Source organism: Micromonospora craniellae (genome assembly GCF_014764405.1).
In the GTDB taxonomy this organism is placed as follows: domain Bacteria; phylum Actinomycetota; class Actinomycetes; order Mycobacteriales; family Micromonosporaceae; genus Micromonospora; species Micromonospora craniellae.
In genome coordinates this window covers 5,823,498-5,839,915 of the sequence record NZ_CP061725.1, presented here as the reverse complement: position 1 = coordinate 5,839,915, position 16,418 = coordinate 5,823,498, and the positions used below count along the sequence as shown (strand labels likewise).

17 protein-coding genes and 1 riboswitch are annotated in these 16,418 nt (G+C 71.9%); of the genes, 5 read left to right on the top strand and 12 right to left on the bottom strand.

Annotated features, from left to right (window positions below; all coding sequences use genetic code 11):
* Positions 1-68: 68 nt before the first annotated feature.
* The 3 genes from ID554_RS26535 (at position 69) to ID554_RS26525 (ending at position 2,089) form a co-directional block, all read left to right on the top strand.
* A complete protein-coding gene (locus ID554_RS26535) occupies positions 69-788 on the top strand; it encodes a helical backbone metal receptor (protein WP_117228071.1) in 720 nt (239 codons plus the stop codon).
* Between the two features lie 183 nt (positions 789-971).
* Positions 972-1,544, top strand: a complete 573-nt coding sequence (locus ID554_RS26530; protein WP_223884263.1) for a DoxX family membrane protein — start codon at positions 972-974, stop codon at positions 1,542-1,544.
* Positions 1,545-1,708: 164 nt separating this feature from the next.
* Positions 1,709-2,089: an FKBP-type peptidyl-prolyl cis-trans isomerase gene (locus ID554_RS26525; protein WP_117228072.1), complete on the top strand. Its 381-nt coding sequence runs from the start codon at positions 1,709-1,711 to the stop codon at positions 2,087-2,089.
* A gap of 100 nt (positions 2,090-2,189) precedes the next feature.
* Here ID554_RS26525 and ID554_RS26520 read toward each other — a convergent pair whose 3' ends face one another.
* The 5 genes from ID554_RS26520 to pdhA form a co-directional block, all read right to left on the bottom strand.
* Complete coding sequence (locus ID554_RS26520; protein ID WP_117228073.1) at positions 2,190-2,540, bottom strand: STAS domain-containing protein; 351 nt, start codon at positions 2,538-2,540, stop codon at positions 2,190-2,192.
* Positions 2,541-2,728: 188 nt separating this feature from the next.
* Complete coding sequence (locus tag ID554_RS26515; RefSeq protein WP_117228074.1) at positions 2,729-3,985, bottom strand: L,D-transpeptidase; 1,257 nt, start codon at positions 3,983-3,985, stop codon at positions 2,729-2,731.
* 471 nt (positions 3,986-4,456) lie between these two features.
* Positions 4,457-5,863 (bottom strand): dihydrolipoamide acetyltransferase family protein, encoded by a 1,407-nt coding sequence (locus ID554_RS26510; protein ID WP_117228075.1) that lies wholly within the window; start codon positions 5,861-5,863, stop codon positions 4,457-4,459.
* Positions 5,860-6,873, bottom strand: a complete 1,014-nt coding sequence (locus ID554_RS26505) for an alpha-ketoacid dehydrogenase subunit beta (protein WP_117228076.1) — start codon at positions 6,871-6,873, stop codon at positions 5,860-5,862. The genes ID554_RS26510 and ID554_RS26505 overlap by 4 nt, the downstream gene beginning before the upstream one ends.
* On the bottom strand, positions 6,873-8,036 hold the full coding sequence (pdhA, locus tag ID554_RS26500; RefSeq protein WP_117228077.1) for a pyruvate dehydrogenase (acetyl-transferring) E1 component subunit alpha: 1,164 nt from the start codon (positions 8,034-8,036) through the stop codon (positions 6,873-6,875). The genes ID554_RS26505 and pdhA overlap by 1 nt, the downstream gene beginning before the upstream one ends.
* A 163-nt stretch (positions 8,037-8,199) precedes the next feature.
* On the opposite strand from pdhA, the gene ID554_RS26495 reads away from it, so the two are divergent.
* Together ID554_RS26495 and ID554_RS26490 are read left to right on the top strand one after the other, a co-directional pair.
* Positions 8,200-8,646: an Lrp/AsnC family transcriptional regulator gene (locus tag ID554_RS26495; protein WP_117228078.1), complete on the top strand. Its 447-nt coding sequence runs from the start codon at positions 8,200-8,202 to the stop codon at positions 8,644-8,646.
* A gap of 88 nt (positions 8,647-8,734) precedes the next feature.
* Positions 8,735-8,824, top strand: a riboswitch (ZMP/ZTP riboswitch).
* Between the two features lie 18 nt (positions 8,825-8,842).
* Complete coding sequence (locus ID554_RS26490; protein ID WP_117228079.1) at positions 8,843-10,279, top strand: glycine hydroxymethyltransferase; 1,437 nt, start codon at positions 8,843-8,845, stop codon at positions 10,277-10,279.
* 131 nt (positions 10,280-10,410) lie between these two features.
* Here the strand turns inward: ID554_RS26490 and ID554_RS26485 are convergent, their stop codons facing one another.
* From ID554_RS26485 to ID554_RS26455, 7 genes are all read right to left on the bottom strand, one after another.
* Positions 10,411-10,671, bottom strand: coding sequence for a hypothetical protein (locus ID554_RS26485; protein WP_117228080.1), 261 nt, complete (start codon positions 10,669-10,671; stop codon positions 10,411-10,413).
* A gap of 101 nt (positions 10,672-10,772) precedes the next feature.
* Entirely contained in the window at positions 10,773-11,744 is a 972-nt protein-coding gene (locus ID554_RS26480; protein WP_117228081.1) for a glycine betaine ABC transporter substrate-binding protein, read from the bottom strand.
* Positions 11,745-11,814: 70 nt separating this feature from the next.
* Complete coding sequence (locus ID554_RS26475) at positions 11,815-12,405, bottom strand: GTP-binding protein (RefSeq protein ID WP_117228082.1); 591 nt, start codon at positions 12,403-12,405, stop codon at positions 11,815-11,817.
* On the bottom strand, positions 12,389-12,823 hold the full coding sequence (locus ID554_RS26470) for a DUF742 domain-containing protein (protein WP_117228083.1): 435 nt from the start codon (positions 12,821-12,823) through the stop codon (positions 12,389-12,391). The genes ID554_RS26475 and ID554_RS26470 overlap by 17 nt, the downstream gene beginning before the upstream one ends.
* Positions 12,820-13,245 carry a roadblock/LC7 domain-containing protein gene (locus ID554_RS26465; protein ID WP_117228084.1) on the bottom strand — a complete coding sequence of 142 codons (426 nt, stop codon included), beginning with the start codon at positions 13,243-13,245 and terminating at the stop codon, positions 12,820-12,822. Before ID554_RS26465 ends, ID554_RS26470 begins: the two co-directional genes overlap by 4 nt.
* On the bottom strand, positions 13,235-15,697 hold the full coding sequence (locus ID554_RS26460) for a sensor histidine kinase (protein ID WP_117228085.1): 2,463 nt from the start codon (positions 15,695-15,697) through the stop codon (positions 13,235-13,237). The genes ID554_RS26465 and ID554_RS26460 overlap by 11 nt, the downstream gene beginning before the upstream one ends.
* A gap of 425 nt (positions 15,698-16,122) precedes the next feature.
* Positions 16,123-16,305 carry a hypothetical protein gene (locus tag ID554_RS26455; RefSeq protein WP_117228086.1) on the bottom strand — a complete coding sequence of 61 codons (183 nt, stop codon included), beginning with the start codon at positions 16,303-16,305 and terminating at the stop codon, positions 16,123-16,125.
* Between the last annotated feature and the right edge of the window lie 113 nt (positions 16,306-16,418).

Genomic DNA, 16,418 nt, shown 5'->3' with positions numbered 1-16,418 from the left:
TCCCCCGGTGGGCCCTGCGTGACCGCCACGACGGTGACCGACCACGCCGGAGGCGAGGAGGTGGACGGATGCGGGTGGTGTCCCTGGTGCCCTCGCTGACCGAGGCGGTGGCGGTGACCCTGCCCGGTCTGCTGGTCGGGGCCACCGACTGGTGCACCGCTCCGGCCGACCTGGACGTGCCTCGGGTGGGCGGCAGCAAGTACCCCGACCTCGACCGGGTCCGCGCGTTACGACCGGACCTGGTGCTGCTCAACGTCGAGGAGAACCGGCGCGAGGACGCCGCCGCGCTGGCCGCCGCCGGCCTGCCGATCCGGATCACCTATCCGCGTACGGTGGACACCGCCCTGACCGAACTCGCCGACCTGCTGCGCGACCTGGGTGCGCGCGCCGAACCCGACTGGCTGGCGGCGGCACGGCGGGCCTGGGCCGACCGGCCGGCGGGCCTGGTGCGGCACCGGGCGGTGGTACCGGTGTGGCGGCGTCCCTGGGTGGTCCTCGGCACCGACACCTTCGCCGGTGACGTGCTCCGCCGGCTGGGCGTGGCCAACCTCTACGCCGGGCAGCCGGAACGGTACCCGCGACCGACCCTGGACCAGATGCGCGCCACCGCACCCGATCTGGTCGTGCTGCCGGACGAGCCGTACCTGTTCACCGCCGACGACGGGCCGGAGGCATTTCCGGGCGTACCGTGCGCCCTGCTCTCCGGACGGCACCTGACCTGGTACGGCCCATCGCTGGCCGAGGCGCCGTCGGTGCTGGCCGATCAACTGGCGAATCCCGTCGGCTGAGCATCAGCCGACACCCCGACACCCCGGCGCCCCGACGTACGCCCGTCGCACCGGTCCGACGGCCCGGCGGGAAGGGGTCGAAGGTCCCGGCCGGTCCGGGCCCGGTCGGCCCTGACCGCATCCGGCGCCACCGGCGTCCAATGGAGGTGTCACCGGGACAGCGGTGCGAAGCAGAGAAGGGACGTGGACATCATGACCGCGATGACGGAGCGGAACACCGCCGCCGCAGGCACCCCGGGGGCCGAGACCGTGCGGGAGCAGGCCACCCGGAAGCGGGCCACCCGTCACCTGCTCGCCGGGCTGCGCCTGGCGCTGGGCTGGATCTTCCTCTGGGCCTTCCTGGACAAGCTGTTCGGCCTGGGATTCGCCACCGAGGGGAAGAACGCCTGGATCAACGGTGGCAGCCCGACCGAGGGCTTCCTCAGCTTCGGCGTCACCGGTCCGTTCGAGGGCTTCTACCAGAGCATGGCCGGGGCGGTCTGGGCCGACTGGCTCTTCATGATCGGCCTGGCCGCGATCGGCACCGCCCTCATCCTCGGTATCGGGGTACGTGTCGCCGCCGCCACCGGTGGCCTGCTGCTGGTGCTGATGTGGACCGCGGCCCTGCTGCCCGCGAACAACCCCTTCATGGACGACCACCTCGTCTACGCCGGGGTGCTGGCCCTGCTCGCGGTGACCAACGCCGGTGACACCTGGGGCCTCGGCCGCACCTGGGCCCGGCTGCCGATCGTCCGGCGATTCGCCTGGCTCCGCTGACCTGTCACCTCCCTCCCCACACGGCGGGCGTCACCCCTGCGGGTGCCGCCCGCCGTCGTGGCCGGCACGGTCGGCGGGGCCGCCGTACGGCGTGCGACGAGCACGGCTGGCGTAGCATCCGGCAGGATTGTGCTGAACAGAACCGACGTCACAGGAGAATCCGCATGAACCAGGCAGCGAGCAAGCCCGAGATCGGTCCGATCGAGGGTGCCCCGCCCGCCGACCTCGTGATCGAGGACATCACCGTGGGCGACGGCCCGGAGGCCCAGCGCGGCCAGGTGGCCCGCGTCCACTACGTCGGGGTCTCGCACTCCACCGGCGCCGAGTTCGACGCCTCCTGGAACCGTGGGGACGCCTTCGAGTTCCCGCTCGGCGGTGGCCGGGTCATCGCCGGCTGGGACCAGGGCGTGGTCGGGATGCGGGTCGGCGGCCGGCGCAAGCTGACCATCCCGCCGCACCTGGGCTACGGCAGCCGGGGCGCCGGTGGTGTCATCAAGCCCAACGAGGCCCTGGTCTTCGTGGTCGACCTGCTCGGCGTCCGCTGAGCGCCACGTCCGGCGCCGGCCCCCGTACCCGGCGCCGGACGCGCGGTCGGCGCCGGCCGACCAGCGCACGCCACGGTGGGACGAACCCGCCGTGGCGACGTCACACCCCGGCCAGCACCCGCTCGGTGCACGAGCCGACGACCGGGATGACCCGGCGCAGGCCGGTGGCGCGCAGCACCCGCTCCACCACCGGTGGCGGGTCCGTCAACACCAGTTGGCCACCCTGCGCCCGTACCCACAGCCGGGCCGCGACCAGCGTGCGGACCCCGGCGGCGGAGAGCACCCGGACCTCGGAGAGATCCACCCGCAGCTCCGGCCGGGCCGGCGCCGCCCAGAGGGCCGCGCGGAAGGCCGCGACGGTGGCGATGTCGACGGCACCGACCACGCGGACGCACACCGCGTCGTCGAAGACCGTCGTCTCCACGTGGAACCGCTCCTCGCGCTCTGGCATGAGAAAAACCTATCGCCCACCACCGACACTTACACCCTGCGCAAAGGGGGTTCCGGGTAAGCCCAGGGCATGACCCGCAGGCGCGGCGTATCCACCCTAGGGACGATCCCCCGACCACTACCTGAGCACCCAGGCCGCTCACCGGGGACACCGGGCCGGTCACGACCCGCTGCCCCCGATCCGGACGGTCAGCCCCCGCTGGCGGAGGGCTGCGGCTCCGGCGAGCCGCCGCCGGCCACCGCGCCCGGGTCCGCCGGTGTGGTCGGCGCCGGCCCCAACCCGGCCGGTACGGGCAGCGCGCTGCCCCTGGCGAACTGGTCCCAGCCGACGTTCCACGCCGTCCAGCCGTTGCCCTCGCCGAGTTCGACCTCGGTGCCCTTGACGGTGACCAGGTCGCCGACCTGGGTGACGCCCATCAGCCAGTCGGCGTTGACCGCGGAGAGGTTGGTGCACCCGTGCGACACGTTGGTGTACCCCTGGTCCCCCTCCGACCAGGGCGCGCCGTGGATGAACTCGCCACCCCAGGTGAGCCGCTGCGCGTCCTCGACGTCGACGACGTACGGGTCGGCCGAGCCCGTGGTGTCGAACGTGGTGAAGTCGTGCTTCTCCATGATCACCATCTTGCCGCTGGAGGTCGGCGTGCTCGGCTTGCCGAGACTGACCGGGAGCTTGCGCAGCAGCTTCCCGTCCCGGATCACCGACATCTGCTTGGTCGCGTTGTCGATCTCCAGCGCCACCTGCCGACCGATCTTCGACGTGGCCCGCCGGTCGGCGTCGCCGACGTTCTCCTTGCCGATCGGCAGGCCCTCCAGCGCGGCACGGACGCTGATCGACGTGCCGGGCCGCCAGAAGTCGGGCGCTCGGTAATAGGCCTGACTACCGTCGGACACCCAGGACCAGGTGCCCGGTTGCGCCGGTTCCGTCTTCACGAACAGACGACGTTGCACATCCGCCCTGGCCTCCTTCGGAATGGGCGGGTCGAACGCGACGGTTACCGGCATGGCCGTTCCGTACGTCCGATTGCCGGCAAAATAGAGCGTACTGGTGATCGCCGGTTTGGCTGATTTCGGCTGCGTCGTGAAGGTCGTCTTCCGGGTGACCGTCTGTCCCTTCTCACCGGTCACCGTGACCTCGGCGGTGTACGTCCGCTTGGGCTTCAACACCTTGGTCGGCACCCAGCCCGTGCCGTCCTCGCGCGGCTCGGCCGCGACCTTCCCGCCCATGTCGTCGGTGATCCGCACGTCGGTGACCCGCCCGTGCTTGACCGTGGTGCCGATCTCACCGCTGATCGGTACGTCCCGCGCGCCCTCCGCAGGCGTCACGGCGAGTTCCGGAGCCGCCGGTCGCCCCTCGGCGGTCCTCCGATCGTCCGTGCACGCGCCGAGTGCCAGCGGTGCCGCTGCGACGGCCACCGTCAGCAGCGCCAATCGCCCCCTCAGGTTCATGATGCGTCCCCCCGTTTATTTCTCGCCCTCCGCCACATTCTCACCGGCTACCCACCAGCGATTCAGTAGTTCGACGAAACCGCGCGGTTATTGCGCCGGGGACATTTCCACGCAATCGCGCCACCACGGCCCGACAATGCCTGAGCGTCATATCCCGACCGCTAGTCGGCGCCCTGCGACCAATGTCCGGACACCCGCCGATCCGGGTCGGATCGCACCACCTCGGCCGCGGCCCCGGCATCCTCTCCGGACGCCCGACCCCGCGCCCCGACCCCCGACCCCCGACCCCGCGTCGATCTCTCGCCCCGACCCCGCGTCGATCATGGAGTTGTGGCAGTCATTTTGACCTTTTATGGGCGTTATGACCTCTGCACAACTCCATGATCGACGAATGCGGGGGCGGGGGGCGGGGGCGGGGGCGGGGGGCGGGGGCGGGGGCGGGGGGCGGGGTAAGGGCAGGGGCGGGCGGGGTCAGACGGCGGCGATCAGCAGCGCGGGTTGCTCGACGCAGTCGGCGACGTGTCGCAGGAAGCCGCCGGCGACGCCTCCGTCGCATACCCGGTGGTCGAAGGTGAGGCTGAGCTGCGTCACCTTGCGCACCGCCAGGTCTCCGTCCACCACCCACGGCTTGTCCACGATGCGGCCCACCCCGAGCAGCGCGGCCTCCGGGTGGTTGATGATCGGGGTGGAGCCGTCGACACCGAACACCCCGTAGTTGTTGAGCGTGAACGTGCCGCCGGTGAGCCGGGTCGGCGGCAGCTCACCGGCCCGCGCCGCGGTCGTGGTCGCCGCCAGTTCGGCGGCCAACTCGGCGGTGGTGTGCCGGTCGGCGTCACGCAGCACCGGCACGACCAGGCCACGATCGGTCTGGGCGGCGATGCCCAGGTGCACCGCGGCGGACTGGACGATCCGCTGCCCCTCGGTGTCCACCCGGGCGTTGAGCTGCGGGTACCGGCGCAGCCCGGACAGGCAGATCCGGGCGAGCAGCGCCAGGATGCTCACCGGTCGGTCCGGTCGCGCGGCGTTGATCGCGGCCCGGGTGCTCAGCAGCGCGGTGGCGTCCACGTCGACCCAGATGGTCACCTCCGGGATCTCCCGCCGGCTACGGGAGAGCTTGTCGGCGATCACCCGGCGGACACCGGTCAGGGGGATCACCTGGTCCCGCGCGTCGGCCGGAGCGAGTCCGACGTGCGACGGCGGCGGCCCGGCCAGCAGACCCGGCGTCGACCGGTCCGTCGCGGTCGTACCCGGCGTCGACCGGTCCGACGCGGTCACACCAGCCGCCGCCTCCACGTCGGCACGCCGGACCACACCGCCGGGGCCGGTGCCACGCAGCAAGGTCAGGTCGACGCCGTGCTCGCGGGCCAGCCGCCGCACGATCGGCGAGATGACCAGCGGCGGCGTCGCGGACGGGTCCGCACCGACGGGGACAGCCGGGGCCGCGCTGTTCGCCACCGCCGTACCGGTGACCGCCGCCCCCGGCGCGGAGGCGTGCGCGGCCGGGGCGAGGCGGGGGCGTCGACGGCGGCGCGTGCCGCCGTGCCCGGTGCCGTACCCGATCAGCACGTTGCCCGAGCCGGCCCGCTCCTCCTCGCGGTAGACCGCGTGACCGGCGGGCTCGGTCGAACCGTCGGCGACCGGCTCGGCCACCGTGATCAGCGGCTGGCCGACCGGACGCACCTCACCCTCCGCGCCGTGCAGGGCCACGACCCGGCCGGCGTACGGGCAGGGCACGTCCACGACCGCCTTGGCCGTCTCCACCTCGACCACGCTCTGGTCCACGGTGACGACATCGCCGACCGCGACCCGCCACTGCACGATCTCCGCCTCGGCGAGCCCCTCACCGAGGTCGGGCAACAGGAAGATCTGCTCGCTCATGCCGGCACCTCGCTGAGCCAGCGGGAGTCCGGCTGGTCGTCCCACTGCAGGCGGGCCACCGCGTCGAGCACTCGGTCGGCCGAGGGCAGGTGGGTGTGCTCCAGCATCGGCGCGGGGTACGGGATGTCCAGCCCGGAGACCCGCAGCACCGGCGCGTGCAGCGCGTGGAAGCACCGTTCCTGCACCCGGGCGGCGATCTCCGCGCCGACCCCGGCGAAACCCTGTGCCTCCTGCACCACCACGCAGCGGCCGGTACGCCGGACCGAGGCGGCGATCGTGTCGTCGTCGAACGGCACGATGGTGCGGACGTCGACCACCTCCAGGTCCCAGCCCTCCTCGCGGGCGGCCTCGGCGGCCTCCAGCGCGACCGGCACCGCCGGCCCGTACGCGACCAGGGTGGCGTCGCGTCCGGACCGGCGGACGACCGCCCGGCCGAACGGCTCGGTCCGCGTCGGCAGGGCCGCCTCGGCGCTGGTGAAGTAGAGCTTCTTGGGCTCCATGAACACCACCGGGTCGGGGTCGTCGATCGCCTCCCGCAGCAGCGAGTACGCGTCGTCGACGGTCGCCGGGGTGACCACCTTGAGGCCCGGGGTGTGCGCGTAGTACGCCTCGGAGGAGTCGCAGTGGTGCTCCACCCCGCCGATGCCACCGGCGTACGGCACCCGGATAACCATCGGCACGCTCAGCGCGCCCCGGGTACGGTTGCGCAGCTTCGCCACGTGCGAGGCGATCTGTTCGAACGCCGGGTACGCGAACGCGTCGAACTGCATCTCGACCACCGGGCGCAGCCCGGACATGGCCAGTCCGACGGCGAAGCCGACGATGCCGGCCTCGGCCAGCGGGGTGTCGAAGCAGCGCTTGTCGCCGAAGCGGGCCTGCAACCCGTCGGTGATCCGGAAGACGCCGCCGAGTTGCCCGACGTCCTCACCGAAGACGACGACCCGCTCGTCGTCGAGCAGCGCGTCGGCGAGTGCCGCGTTGAGCGCCTTCGCCATGGTCATGGTGGCCATCAGGCGTCCTCCTCCTGGGCGGCGAGCTCGGCGCGGACCTGGTCGCGCTGTTCGACGAGTTGCGGGGTGGGCTGCGCGTAGACGTGGTCGAAGAGGGTGAGCGGGTCGACGGTGGGCTGGGCGTTCATCCGCTCGCGCAGCCGCGCGGCGTACTCCTCGGCCTCCTGGGCGATCGCGGCGACGGCGTCGTCGTCGAGGACCTCGCGGGAACGCAGGTACGCCTCCAGCCGGGCCACCGGGTCGCGGTCCCGCCACGCCTCCACCTCGCCGACGTCCCGGTAGCGCGTCGCGTCGTCGGCGTTGGTGTGCGGTTCCATCCGGTAGGTGTGCGCCTCGACCAGGAACGGCCCCTTGCCGGCGCGGGCGTGCGCCACCGCCTTCGCCAGCACGGCGAGCACGGCCACCGGATCGTTGCCGTCGACCTGCTCGCTGGGCACGCCGTAGCCGACGCCCTTGTAGGCCAGCGTGGGGGCGGCGGTCTGCCGGGACAGCGGCACGCTGATCGCGTACCGGTTGTTCTGCACGAAGTAGACGACCGGGGCCTTGAACACGGCGGCGAAGTTGATCCCCTCGTGGAAGTCACCCTCGCTGGTCGCGCCGTCGCCGATGTAGACCAGCGCCACCGTGTCGCGCCCCTGGTACGTCTCGCCGTAGGCCAGCCCGGCGGCGTGCACGCACTGGGTGGCGAGCGGGGTGCACTGCGGGGCGGTCCGCCGCGCGGCGGGGTCGTACCCGCAGTGCCAGTCGCCGCGCAGCAGGGTGAGCACCTCGACCGGGTCGATGCCCCGGGCGGTCAGCGCCATCGACTCGCGGTAGGTCGGGAAAACCCAGTCGTCGTCGCGCAGCGCGAGGACCCCGCCGACCTGGCACGCCTCCTGACCTCGGGAGGACGGGTAGACCGCGAGGCGGCCCTGCTTGGTCAGCGCGGTGGCCTGCGCGTCGAACCGGCGGCCGACGACCATCCGCCGGTACATCTCGCGCAGCGTCTCCACGGGTGGCTCGAGATAGTCGGCCCGGGACGGCAGCAGGGTGCCCTCCGGGTTCAGCAACCGGACCGGGTCGGCCTGGGGCAGCAGGCCGGCCGCCGGGTCGGGCGCGGTCGGGGTGGCCGAGCGGCGCTTCCGCGGGGTTGCCCTGCGGGCCGCCTGAGGGGTGGTCGTCACGGCGGAACCTCCTGGACGTGTGGTGGCCTTATGCTCCTTTGGTCGGATGATTGACTCAAGATGGCCGGTGAAGGCGGGACATACGGCACTATGGGAGGCTTCCGTGGACCAGGAGACCGCTGACACAGCGCCCCTGCGCGGTGGTACGGGACGAACGGCCCCGATGTTGGACGAGGTAGACCGCCGCATCCTCGACGAGCTGACCCGGGACGGGCGGATCTCCATCCGTACGTTGGCGGAACGGGTGCACGTGTCGCGCACCAACGCGTACGCGCGGATGGAACGGTTGCTGCGCGACGGGGTGGTCACCGGGTTCGCCGCGCGGGTCGCGCCGGAGCCGGCCGGGCTGGGCACCTCGGCGTACATCGCCCTGACCATCCAGCAGAACACCTGGCGGGAGGTGTCGGCGGAGCTGTCCCGGGTGCGCTACGTCGAGCACGTGGCGCTGCTCAGCGGCGAACACGACGTACTCGCCCTGGTCCGGGCGCCGGACAACGCCACCCTGCGGGACGTGGTGCTGGACCGGGTCCAGCGCATCGCCGGAGTGCTGTCCACCCGGAGCTGGCTGGTCTTCGAGGAGTACGACGGTGTCCGCAGCCCGTGGGCCTGACCTCCGCTCAGCGCTCGCGACCTCGCCGGCCGGCCGGGGGGGGCCGACCCGGTGTGCTCCGGGGTCGCCGAGCCGACCCGCTAGGATCGGCGGGGGCCGTGACTGGCGCGTGGGGATGGAGCACCATCGGGAAGCGGCCCCGTCATGAGGACGCACGCCGAGCGCCTGGGCCTTCCGCACGTCATCAGGAGGTCGCATGCCGTCGAACGCCGAATCCGCCGCCTTCCGCAGCGCGCTGGAGGTCATCCGCGCCGTCGAGCCGCGGGTGGCCGACGCCATCGGGGCGGAGCTGGCCGACCAGCGCGAGTCGCTCAAGCTGATCGCCAGCGAGAACTACGCCTCGCCGGCCACCCTGCTGGCGATGGGCAACTGGTTCAGCGACAAGTACGCCGAGGGCACGGTCGGGCGCCGGTTCTACGCCGGCTGCCAGAACGTCGACACGGTCGAGGCGCTCGCCGCCGAGCACGCCCGGGAGCTGTTCGGCGCGACGTACGCCTACGTGCAGCCGCACTCGGGCATCGACGCGAACCTGGTGGCGTTCTGGGCGATCCTGGCCGACCGGGTGGAGTCCCCGGCGCTTGCGCGGGCGCAGGCCCGGCACGTCAACGACCTGACCGAGCAGGACTGGTTCGCGCTCCGCCGGGAGCTGGGCGACCAGCGGATGCTCGGCATGTCGCTGGACGCCGGCGGTCACCTCACCCACGGTTTCCGGCCGAACATCTCCGGCAAGATGTTCGACCAGCGCAGCTACGGCACCGACCCGGCCACCGGGCTGGTCGACTACGACAAGGTCGCCGAGGCGGCCCGCGAGTTCCGGCCGCTGGTGCTGGTCGCCGGCTATTCGGCGTACCCGCGCAAGGTCAACTTCCGGATCATGCGGGAGATCGCCGACTCGGTCGGCGCCACCTTCATGGTGGACATGGCCCACTTCGCCGGCCTGGTCGCCGGAAAGGTCTTCACCGGTGACTTCGACCCGGTGCCGCACGCGCACATCGTCACCACCACCACGCACAAGTCGTTGCGCGGCCCGCGCGGCGGCATGGTGCTGTGCGGGCCGGAGCTGGCCGACCAGGTGGACCGGGGCTGCCCGATGGTCCTCGGCGGTCCGCTGCCGCACGTGATGGCGGCCAAGGCGGTCGCGCTGGCCGAGGCGCGCCGCCCCGACTTCGCCGGGTACGCCCGACGGATCGTCGACAACGCCCAGGCACTGGCCGACGGGCTGCTGCGTCGGGGCGCCACGCTGGTCACCGGCGGCACCGACAACCACCTGGTGCTCATCGACGTGACCGGCTACGGGCTGACCGGCCGGCAGGCCGAGCAGGCGCTGCTGGACTCGGGCATCGTGACCAACCGCAACGCGGTGCCGCAGGACGCCAACGGCGCCTGGTACACCTCTGGCATCCGGATCGGCACGCCCGCGCTGACCACGCGCGGGTTGGGCACGGCCGAGATGGACGGTACCGCCGAGCTGATCCACACGGTGCTCAGCCAGACCTCCGCCGGGGCCAACCCGGACGGCACCGCCTCCAAGGCCAAGTACGTGCTGGACCCGGCCCTCGCGGACAAGGTCAGCCGGCAGGCCGGCGAGCTGCTCGCCGGGTTCCCGCTGTACCCGAACGTCGACCTGGGCTGACGACGGACGTGCGTCGGGCCGGTGGCACCGGTCCGGCGCGCACGCATCGACATCTGGCGACAAGCGCGACGACGCCCGGGACACGTCGTCAACGCGTTCCCGGGCGGTGGTCGAGCGATCGTCGGGTGGGCTCAGTTCAGCGGACGCTTGAGGTGGTATCGGTGCACCTCGGTGCTGCCCTGTACGTTGTTGACGTCCTCGGCGGCGGTGACCAGTTCCCAGCCTTCCCGGCCGTACCGGTTGAGATGCGCCACGGCGGTGTCGCCGTACGCGGTGATGTCCTTACGTGACCCGTCCGGGCCGTACCAGACGAACGAGACGTGAAAATTGCGGCCCTGTCCCTGGTAACGGCGGACCAGCAGGGCGTACTCCCAGGCAACCATGCCGCCCATTATGACCGTCCACGCAGGAGCGCGGTACGGCGAAGGTCACCGTTCGCTTTCCGGCGAACGCGGTGTGTCGCTGCCGGGACGCGTCGGTGGGGATCGGCCGGTCAGTCGGCGGGGAGCCAGTCCTGCCAGACCTCCGGGTTGGCGTCGAGCCACTTCTTGGCCGCCTCGTCGTAGGACAACTCGTCGACCGTGAGGTAGCGGGCCACCTCGTTCTGGTGGGCGTTGGTCCACTGGAAGTTCTTGATCAGTTCGGCGGCCGGGTTGCCGGACTCGGCGAACTCCCGGTTGGCGATCTTGTCGAGGTCGTAGGGCTGGTAGTCGCAGGCCACCTTCTCCGGGTCCACGTCGCAGCCGGGGGTGTAGGGCGGCAGTTTGACGTGTACCAGGTCGACCTCGGCCAGGAACCACTGCGGCGTGTAGAAGTAGCCGATCGCCGGCCGGCGGTCGCGCTCCGCCTTTCGGAACACCTCGATGAGCTCGTCCTCGCTGCCCACGGTGTCGACCGTGAAGTTCAGCTTCAGGTTGCGGATCAACGCCCGGTCGTTGGTCTCGTAGGAGGGATCGCCGTTGAGCAGGACGCCCCGGCCGCCGGAGGTGGGCGTCCGGAACAGGTAGGCGTAGTCGTTGAGGTTCCGCCAGTTGGTGATGCCGGGGTGCTGCTCGACCAGCCACGGCGTGACGTACCAGCCGACGACGCCCCTGTTGCCGGTCATGCCGTGCTCGACGGCCTTGCGTTCCTCGTCGATGTACCGCTTCTTCAGACCCTCACGGCCCCAGTTCTCCAGGATGGCGTCGGTGCTGCCGGCGGCGACCTCCTCCCACGCCTCCTCCGCCGTGAGGTCCTTGACCACCACCGTGCAGTTGAGCCGATTTTTGGCCAGGTAGCCGATCACCGCGAGGTTTGCCTCGTACCCGATCCACGGCAGGTTGGCGAGGGTCAGCGTGCCGCACTCCGTCCGCTCCGGCGGCCCCGGCGCCGCGACCCGGGGCTGGATGTCGGCCGCGCAGCCGGTCAGTGCCAGTGCGGCCACGCAGGCGAGGGCCGCCGCTCTGACCCAACCTGATCTCTGCATCGCTGCTTCTTCTCCTCTTCGTCGTTGCGCCCGGCCCGCTGTGCCGGAGGGGTGCTGCCCAGCCTGTCGGTCAGCGACCGGCGCCGGCCCGCGCGAGGCGTTGCGCCAGCACCACCTCGGTGAGTGCGACGAGCACCTGCTTCACCGACTCCCGCTGACGCGCGTCGCACTCCACCAGCACCACGTCGTCCGCGACGCCGAGGGCCTCCCGCACCTCGGCCAGCGCGAAGCGGCGGGTCGCCTCGAACGTGTTGACGGCCAGCAGGAACGGGATGTGATGGTCCTCGAAGTAGTCGATGGCCGGGAAGCAGTCCTCGATCCGCCGGGTGTCGATCAGGACGACCGCACCCAGCGCGCCGTCCACAAGGTCGTCCCAGAGGAAGGCGAACCGGTCCTGTCCGGGTGTGCCGAACAGGTACATCAGCAGGGACTCGTCGAGACTGATCCGGCCGAAGTCCAGGGCCACGGTGGTGGTGGTCTTCCCGGACACCACCGAGGTGTCGTCGACCCCCACGGACACCTCGGTCATGTCGGCCTCGGTGACGAGCGGCTCGATCTCCGACACCGCGCCGACGAAGGTGGTCTTGCCGACGCCGAACCCCCCGCTCACCACGATCTTGACCGCGGTGGGGACGGGCGAATGGCTAGAGAGCGCGGACACGGTCCCTGATCCTCTCGATCATGGCGACGGAGAGCTCGCCCTGTTCCTCACGGCGCAGGTAGCCCTCACTGAGCAGGTCTGCCACCAGCACCCGCGTGACGCCGAGCGGCACCCGCAGCGCCACCGCCAGATCGGCCACGGTGATGGGACGCTGGCACAACTCGACAATCCGGCGGGCCTCGAAACGCAGCGGCGCGGAGAGCGCCGCAGGTTGGGCGGAGAGCAACGTCTCCACCCGCAGCCCGTCCTGCACCGGACGGGTACGTCCGCCGGTAAGCAGGAACGGGCGTACCGCCTCCGCGTCCGGCGGCTCCGGCGTGACCGGCGGCGGCTCGGGAGCCGGGTCGGCCGGTGCCGGGGCAGCGGTCCAGTACGGGATCATCCGCGGGTCGGGCAGCCGCGGTCCGGCACCGCTCACCGGGGCAACACTCGTCTCGACTCGGAGATCAAGGCCGGCGTCAGCATCGTGCCGAACCGGTCGGCGAGCAGCGAGATCTCGTAACCGACCAGTCCCAGGTCGCAGTCCCCGTCGGCGAGCACCCCCAGGCAACTGCCGTCGCTGATCGCGGACACCAGCAGGAAGCCCCGCCGCATCTCGATCATGATGAGTTTCAGGCCGTCGAAGTCGTACTTGCGGGAGGCGGTCCGGGCCAGGCTGGACATGCTGGACACAATCGCGGCGAGTTGGTCGCCGGCCCCCCGGTTGAGACCGGCGGAGACGGCGATGAGCAACCCGTCGGACGAGACGGCGACCGCGTCCCGTATCCCGTCCGTCTGGCGGACGAAGTTCGCCAGCAGCCAGTTCAACTGGTGTGGATCACTTTGGATGTCAACCTTCACGTGTCCCCCAAGGCTCGATCGTGGTGTCGTCGCTGGACCGGGTCGGTGGTGCCGGCCGGTCGACCTGGCCGCGAAGCGTCCCGGCCCGCAACGCGGTCAACCGGTTCCGGATCTCCATCGGCGAGTCGTCCATTGCGTCCGAGCGCGGCGCGGACGCGACCGGGCCGGCCGCCGGGGCCGCCTCGCTGGCCCGCCGCTCGCGGGGCAGGCGTTTGCGCAGTCCGTTGGTGGTGCGCTCCTCCACCGGACCGACGGCGGACACCTCGCCGGCGATGGTGGGTGGCCGACCGGCGACGGGTCGGTCGTACCCGCGTGGCGCGGCCGGTGCGGCGTGTCGGGCGGGTGGCGGATCGATGGCGTTCCGCGTGCCGGCTCCGGCGATGCCGACGGCCGGCGTCGGCCGGGCGGCGGGCACCGACGGCAGGACGGGCGCCGAGGTGGGTTCGGCGGCCACCCGGGTCGTGGTGGCGGCGACCGTGAGGGTCTGCGTGGTGCCGACACCGTTCGCACCCCCGTCCGGAGCGATCGCGTTCGGGTTGGTCAGCACCGTGGCAGGCAGCAGCACCCGGGCGGTCACCCCGGTCACCGGGGAGGGCGCGAGCTGGACGTCGATGTCCAGGTCCCGGGCGAGCTGACCGACCACGTGGTGCCCGAGGTAGCGGGTCGGGGCCGAGACGTAGTCGACCTCGCCGCGCAGGCGGGCGTTGGCCTCGGCCAGGTCCTCGGGTGACATGCCGATGCCCTGGTCGGTGATGGCGACGAGGTAGCCGTCTCCGCTGCGCCGGCCCTGGATCTCCACGTCGGAGTCCGGCGGGGAGAAGGTCAGCCCGTTCTCGACCAGTTCGGCGAGCATGTGGGCGACCGCGCTGACGTTGGCCCCGACCACCCAGGCGTCGTCGATCCGGCGGATCTGCACCCGCCGGTACTCCTCGACCTCGGAGATGGCGGCCCGGATCACGTCGGCGATCGCCAGTGGCCGGGTCCACTGGCGAGGACCTCCGGCCCCCACCAGGACCAGCAGGCTCTCCGCGTTCCGGCGCATGCGGGTGGCCAGGTGGTCCAGCTCGAAGAGGTTCGCCAACCCGGCCGGGTCGGTCTCCTCCCGTTCGAGCTTGGTGATGAAGCTGAGCTGGCGACGGAGCAGGTTCTGGTTGCGCCGCCCCAGGTTGGCCAGCGACTCGGTGGTGCTGCGACGCAGCACCGCCTGCTCGGTGGCGAGGCGGAAGGCCACCGCCTGGACCTGGTCGAGGGCACCGGCCACCGCCCGGATCTCGGTGCTGGATCGGGCCGGCACCTGGACCGGGTCCGGGGCGCGGGGTTCGCTGTCCACGGTGCCGTCCTGGAGCTGCCGCACGGCGACGGGCAGCCGGTTGGCCGCGAGGTCACGCGCCTCGGCCGCCAGCATCGCCAGCGGCCGGGTGACAGACCGGGACGCGAGCAGCAGCAGACCCACCGCACCGGAGAGGAAGAACACCACCAGAACGCCGATCACGAACAGACGCCGGGTCGACTCGAACTGCCGTTCCGCGGCCCGCGCCTCGATCTCCGCGCCCACGTACTCCTGCATGTGGCGCATGCCGTCCAGCACGGTGGTCAGGGACGACCACCAGGCCTGCGGGTTGACCTGCACCCGGCGACCGTCGGCGGAGTCGAGCGCGACCTGCTCGAAGAAGCCGGCGACCCGGGCGGCGCCGGTGTCCAGCACCCAGTCGTTGGCGGCCTTCTGGCTCGGGGTGGCCCGCTCCTCGAAGTCGGCCAGCGCCGTGTCACGGGCCGCGCGCATCGCGGCGAACTGGAGGAACTCACCCTCGGCAAAGCCGCCTGCGGAGAAGACTCCGTTGAGGAACGCGCGCTGCTGGGCGGTGCTCTCCTTGATCCGGTTCAACGCGGTCAGGGTCGCCACGTGTCGTTGCAGTTCCGGGTCTGTCGCCTGGTCCAGTTCGTAGTCGAGGCGGTTCAGCGACGCGATGCGCTCGGTGAAGAAGTCGAAGGTCGCCGCTCGTTCGGCGCTGCCGCTGTCGGTGGCGGAACGGACCACGGCGAGCCCGTCGAGTTCGCGTAGCGCGGCGTCGATCCGGTCGGCCACCGGCCCGCCGTCGGCGATCGCCTCCTCGACCGCCCGGCGGCGCTCGTCCACCCGCTCGCGAGCTGGGGTGACCTCGTTGCGGAAGGCGTCGTTGCCACCGAGCAAGGCGGCGCTGAGGCCACGCTCGACCTGCAGCTCCTGGGTCAGGTCCTGCACCTTCAGGACGAGCGACACCGACTCGCTGGCCTTGCGGACGGCCTGATAGGACGACACCTCGATGACCGTCACGTAGCTGATCTGGATCAGCACGACCACTACCGGCAACGCGACGATGGCGGCAAGTCGGGTGCGGATGCTGCCGCCGCCTGTCACCAGGGACCCCGCGGTGCCCGGGTCGGGCGGTGGTCGTACGCCGGCAGGGCGCATCGGTCGGGAACCTGTGTGGACACGCGGTCTCCAATCACCGGCATGGCCACCAGGCCGGTGGTGAGGAATCGGGGGATTGATCACAGCAATATCCCGGCATACCCGGCCGCCCACAACCCTTGGACGGACTCGTCACGGCCGGAGAGCTTGGGTTCCGTCCGTTCGGACAGCTCGGGCCGCCCGATCGGCGGAACCCGGCTTCAGGCTTTGTGAAGCGTGCGGAACCCGAACGAGTGCCCGATCGTCGGCATCGGAGGATCCGCCCTCCCCGACCTGGCGGAGTACCCGGTGGGCCGGATCGTCACCCGAGAGCGAGGGCCGCGACGGTGGCGGGCGGCACGCGGACCACCCCTTCTCGACGGTCGGCAGCGAGACGCGACCGGCGGTGGCGGAAGTCGGCCGTCAGCCGGGTCGGCGGGCCGGGGTCACTCGTCGCCGGGGACCGCCGCCGCGACGGTCGGGCCGGCGTGCCGCGAGGCCGGGTCATGGCCACCGGGCTCGCCCCGGCCACCCCGGGCCCGCTCCGGGCGCTCGTCGGCGGGACGTCCGAACAGGTCGGTGGGTACGTGCCGGGTCGCCTCGGTCGGAAGGTACAGCGGGCCCGTCATGTGATCGCCACCGTCCTGTGTTGGTGCGGGCGACAGCCCACGTAGCGCGTGCCTCGGAGCGCTGCGGGAACCCTACGGCAGCCGAGACGAGCATTGCCAGATGCAAATGGTTC

Bases quoted from the DNA above. Each gene is read 5' to 3' on its own strand.
- ID554_RS26520 (WP_117228073.1), bottom strand. From the start codon at position 2,540: ATGCCAGAGCGCGAGGAGCGGTTCCACGTGGAGACGACGGTCTTCGAC.
- ID554_RS26480 (WP_117228081.1), bottom strand. From the start codon at position 11,744: ATGCAGAGATCAGGTTGGGTCAGAGCGGCGGCCCTCGCCTGCGTGGCC.
- ID554_RS26460 (WP_117228085.1), bottom strand. From the start codon at position 15,697: ATGCGCCCTGCCGGCGTACGACCACCGCCCGACCCGGGCACCGCGGGG.
- ID554_RS26490 (WP_117228079.1), top strand. From the start codon at position 8,843: ATGCCGTCGAACGCCGAATCCGCCGCCTTCCGCAGCGCGCTGGAGGTC.
- ID554_RS26525 (WP_117228072.1), top strand. From the start codon at position 1,709: ATGAACCAGGCAGCGAGCAAGCCCGAGATCGGTCCGATCGAGGGTGCC.
- ID554_RS26510 (WP_117228075.1), bottom strand. From the start codon at position 5,863: ATGAGCGAGCAGATCTTCCTGTTGCCCGACCTCGGTGAGGGGCTCGCC.
- ID554_RS26515 (WP_117228074.1), bottom strand. From the start codon at position 3,985: ATGAACCTGAGGGGGCGATTGGCGCTGCTGACGGTGGCCGTCGCAGCG.
- ID554_RS26485 (WP_117228080.1), bottom strand. From the start codon at position 10,671: ATGGGCGGCATGGTTGCCTGGGAGTACGCCCTGCTGGTCCGCCGTTAC.
- ID554_RS26455 (WP_117228086.1), bottom strand. From the start codon at position 16,305: ATGACGGGCCCGCTGTACCTTCCGACCGAGGCGACCCGGCACGTACCC.
- ID554_RS26495 (WP_117228078.1), top strand. From the start codon at position 8,200: ATGTTGGACGAGGTAGACCGCCGCATCCTCGACGAGCTGACCCGGGAC.
- ID554_RS26505 (WP_117228076.1), bottom strand. From the start codon at position 6,873: ATGGCCACCATGACCATGGCGAAGGCGCTCAACGCGGCACTCGCCGAC.
- ID554_RS26535 (WP_117228071.1), top strand. From the start codon at position 69: ATGCGGGTGGTGTCCCTGGTGCCCTCGCTGACCGAGGCGGTGGCGGTG.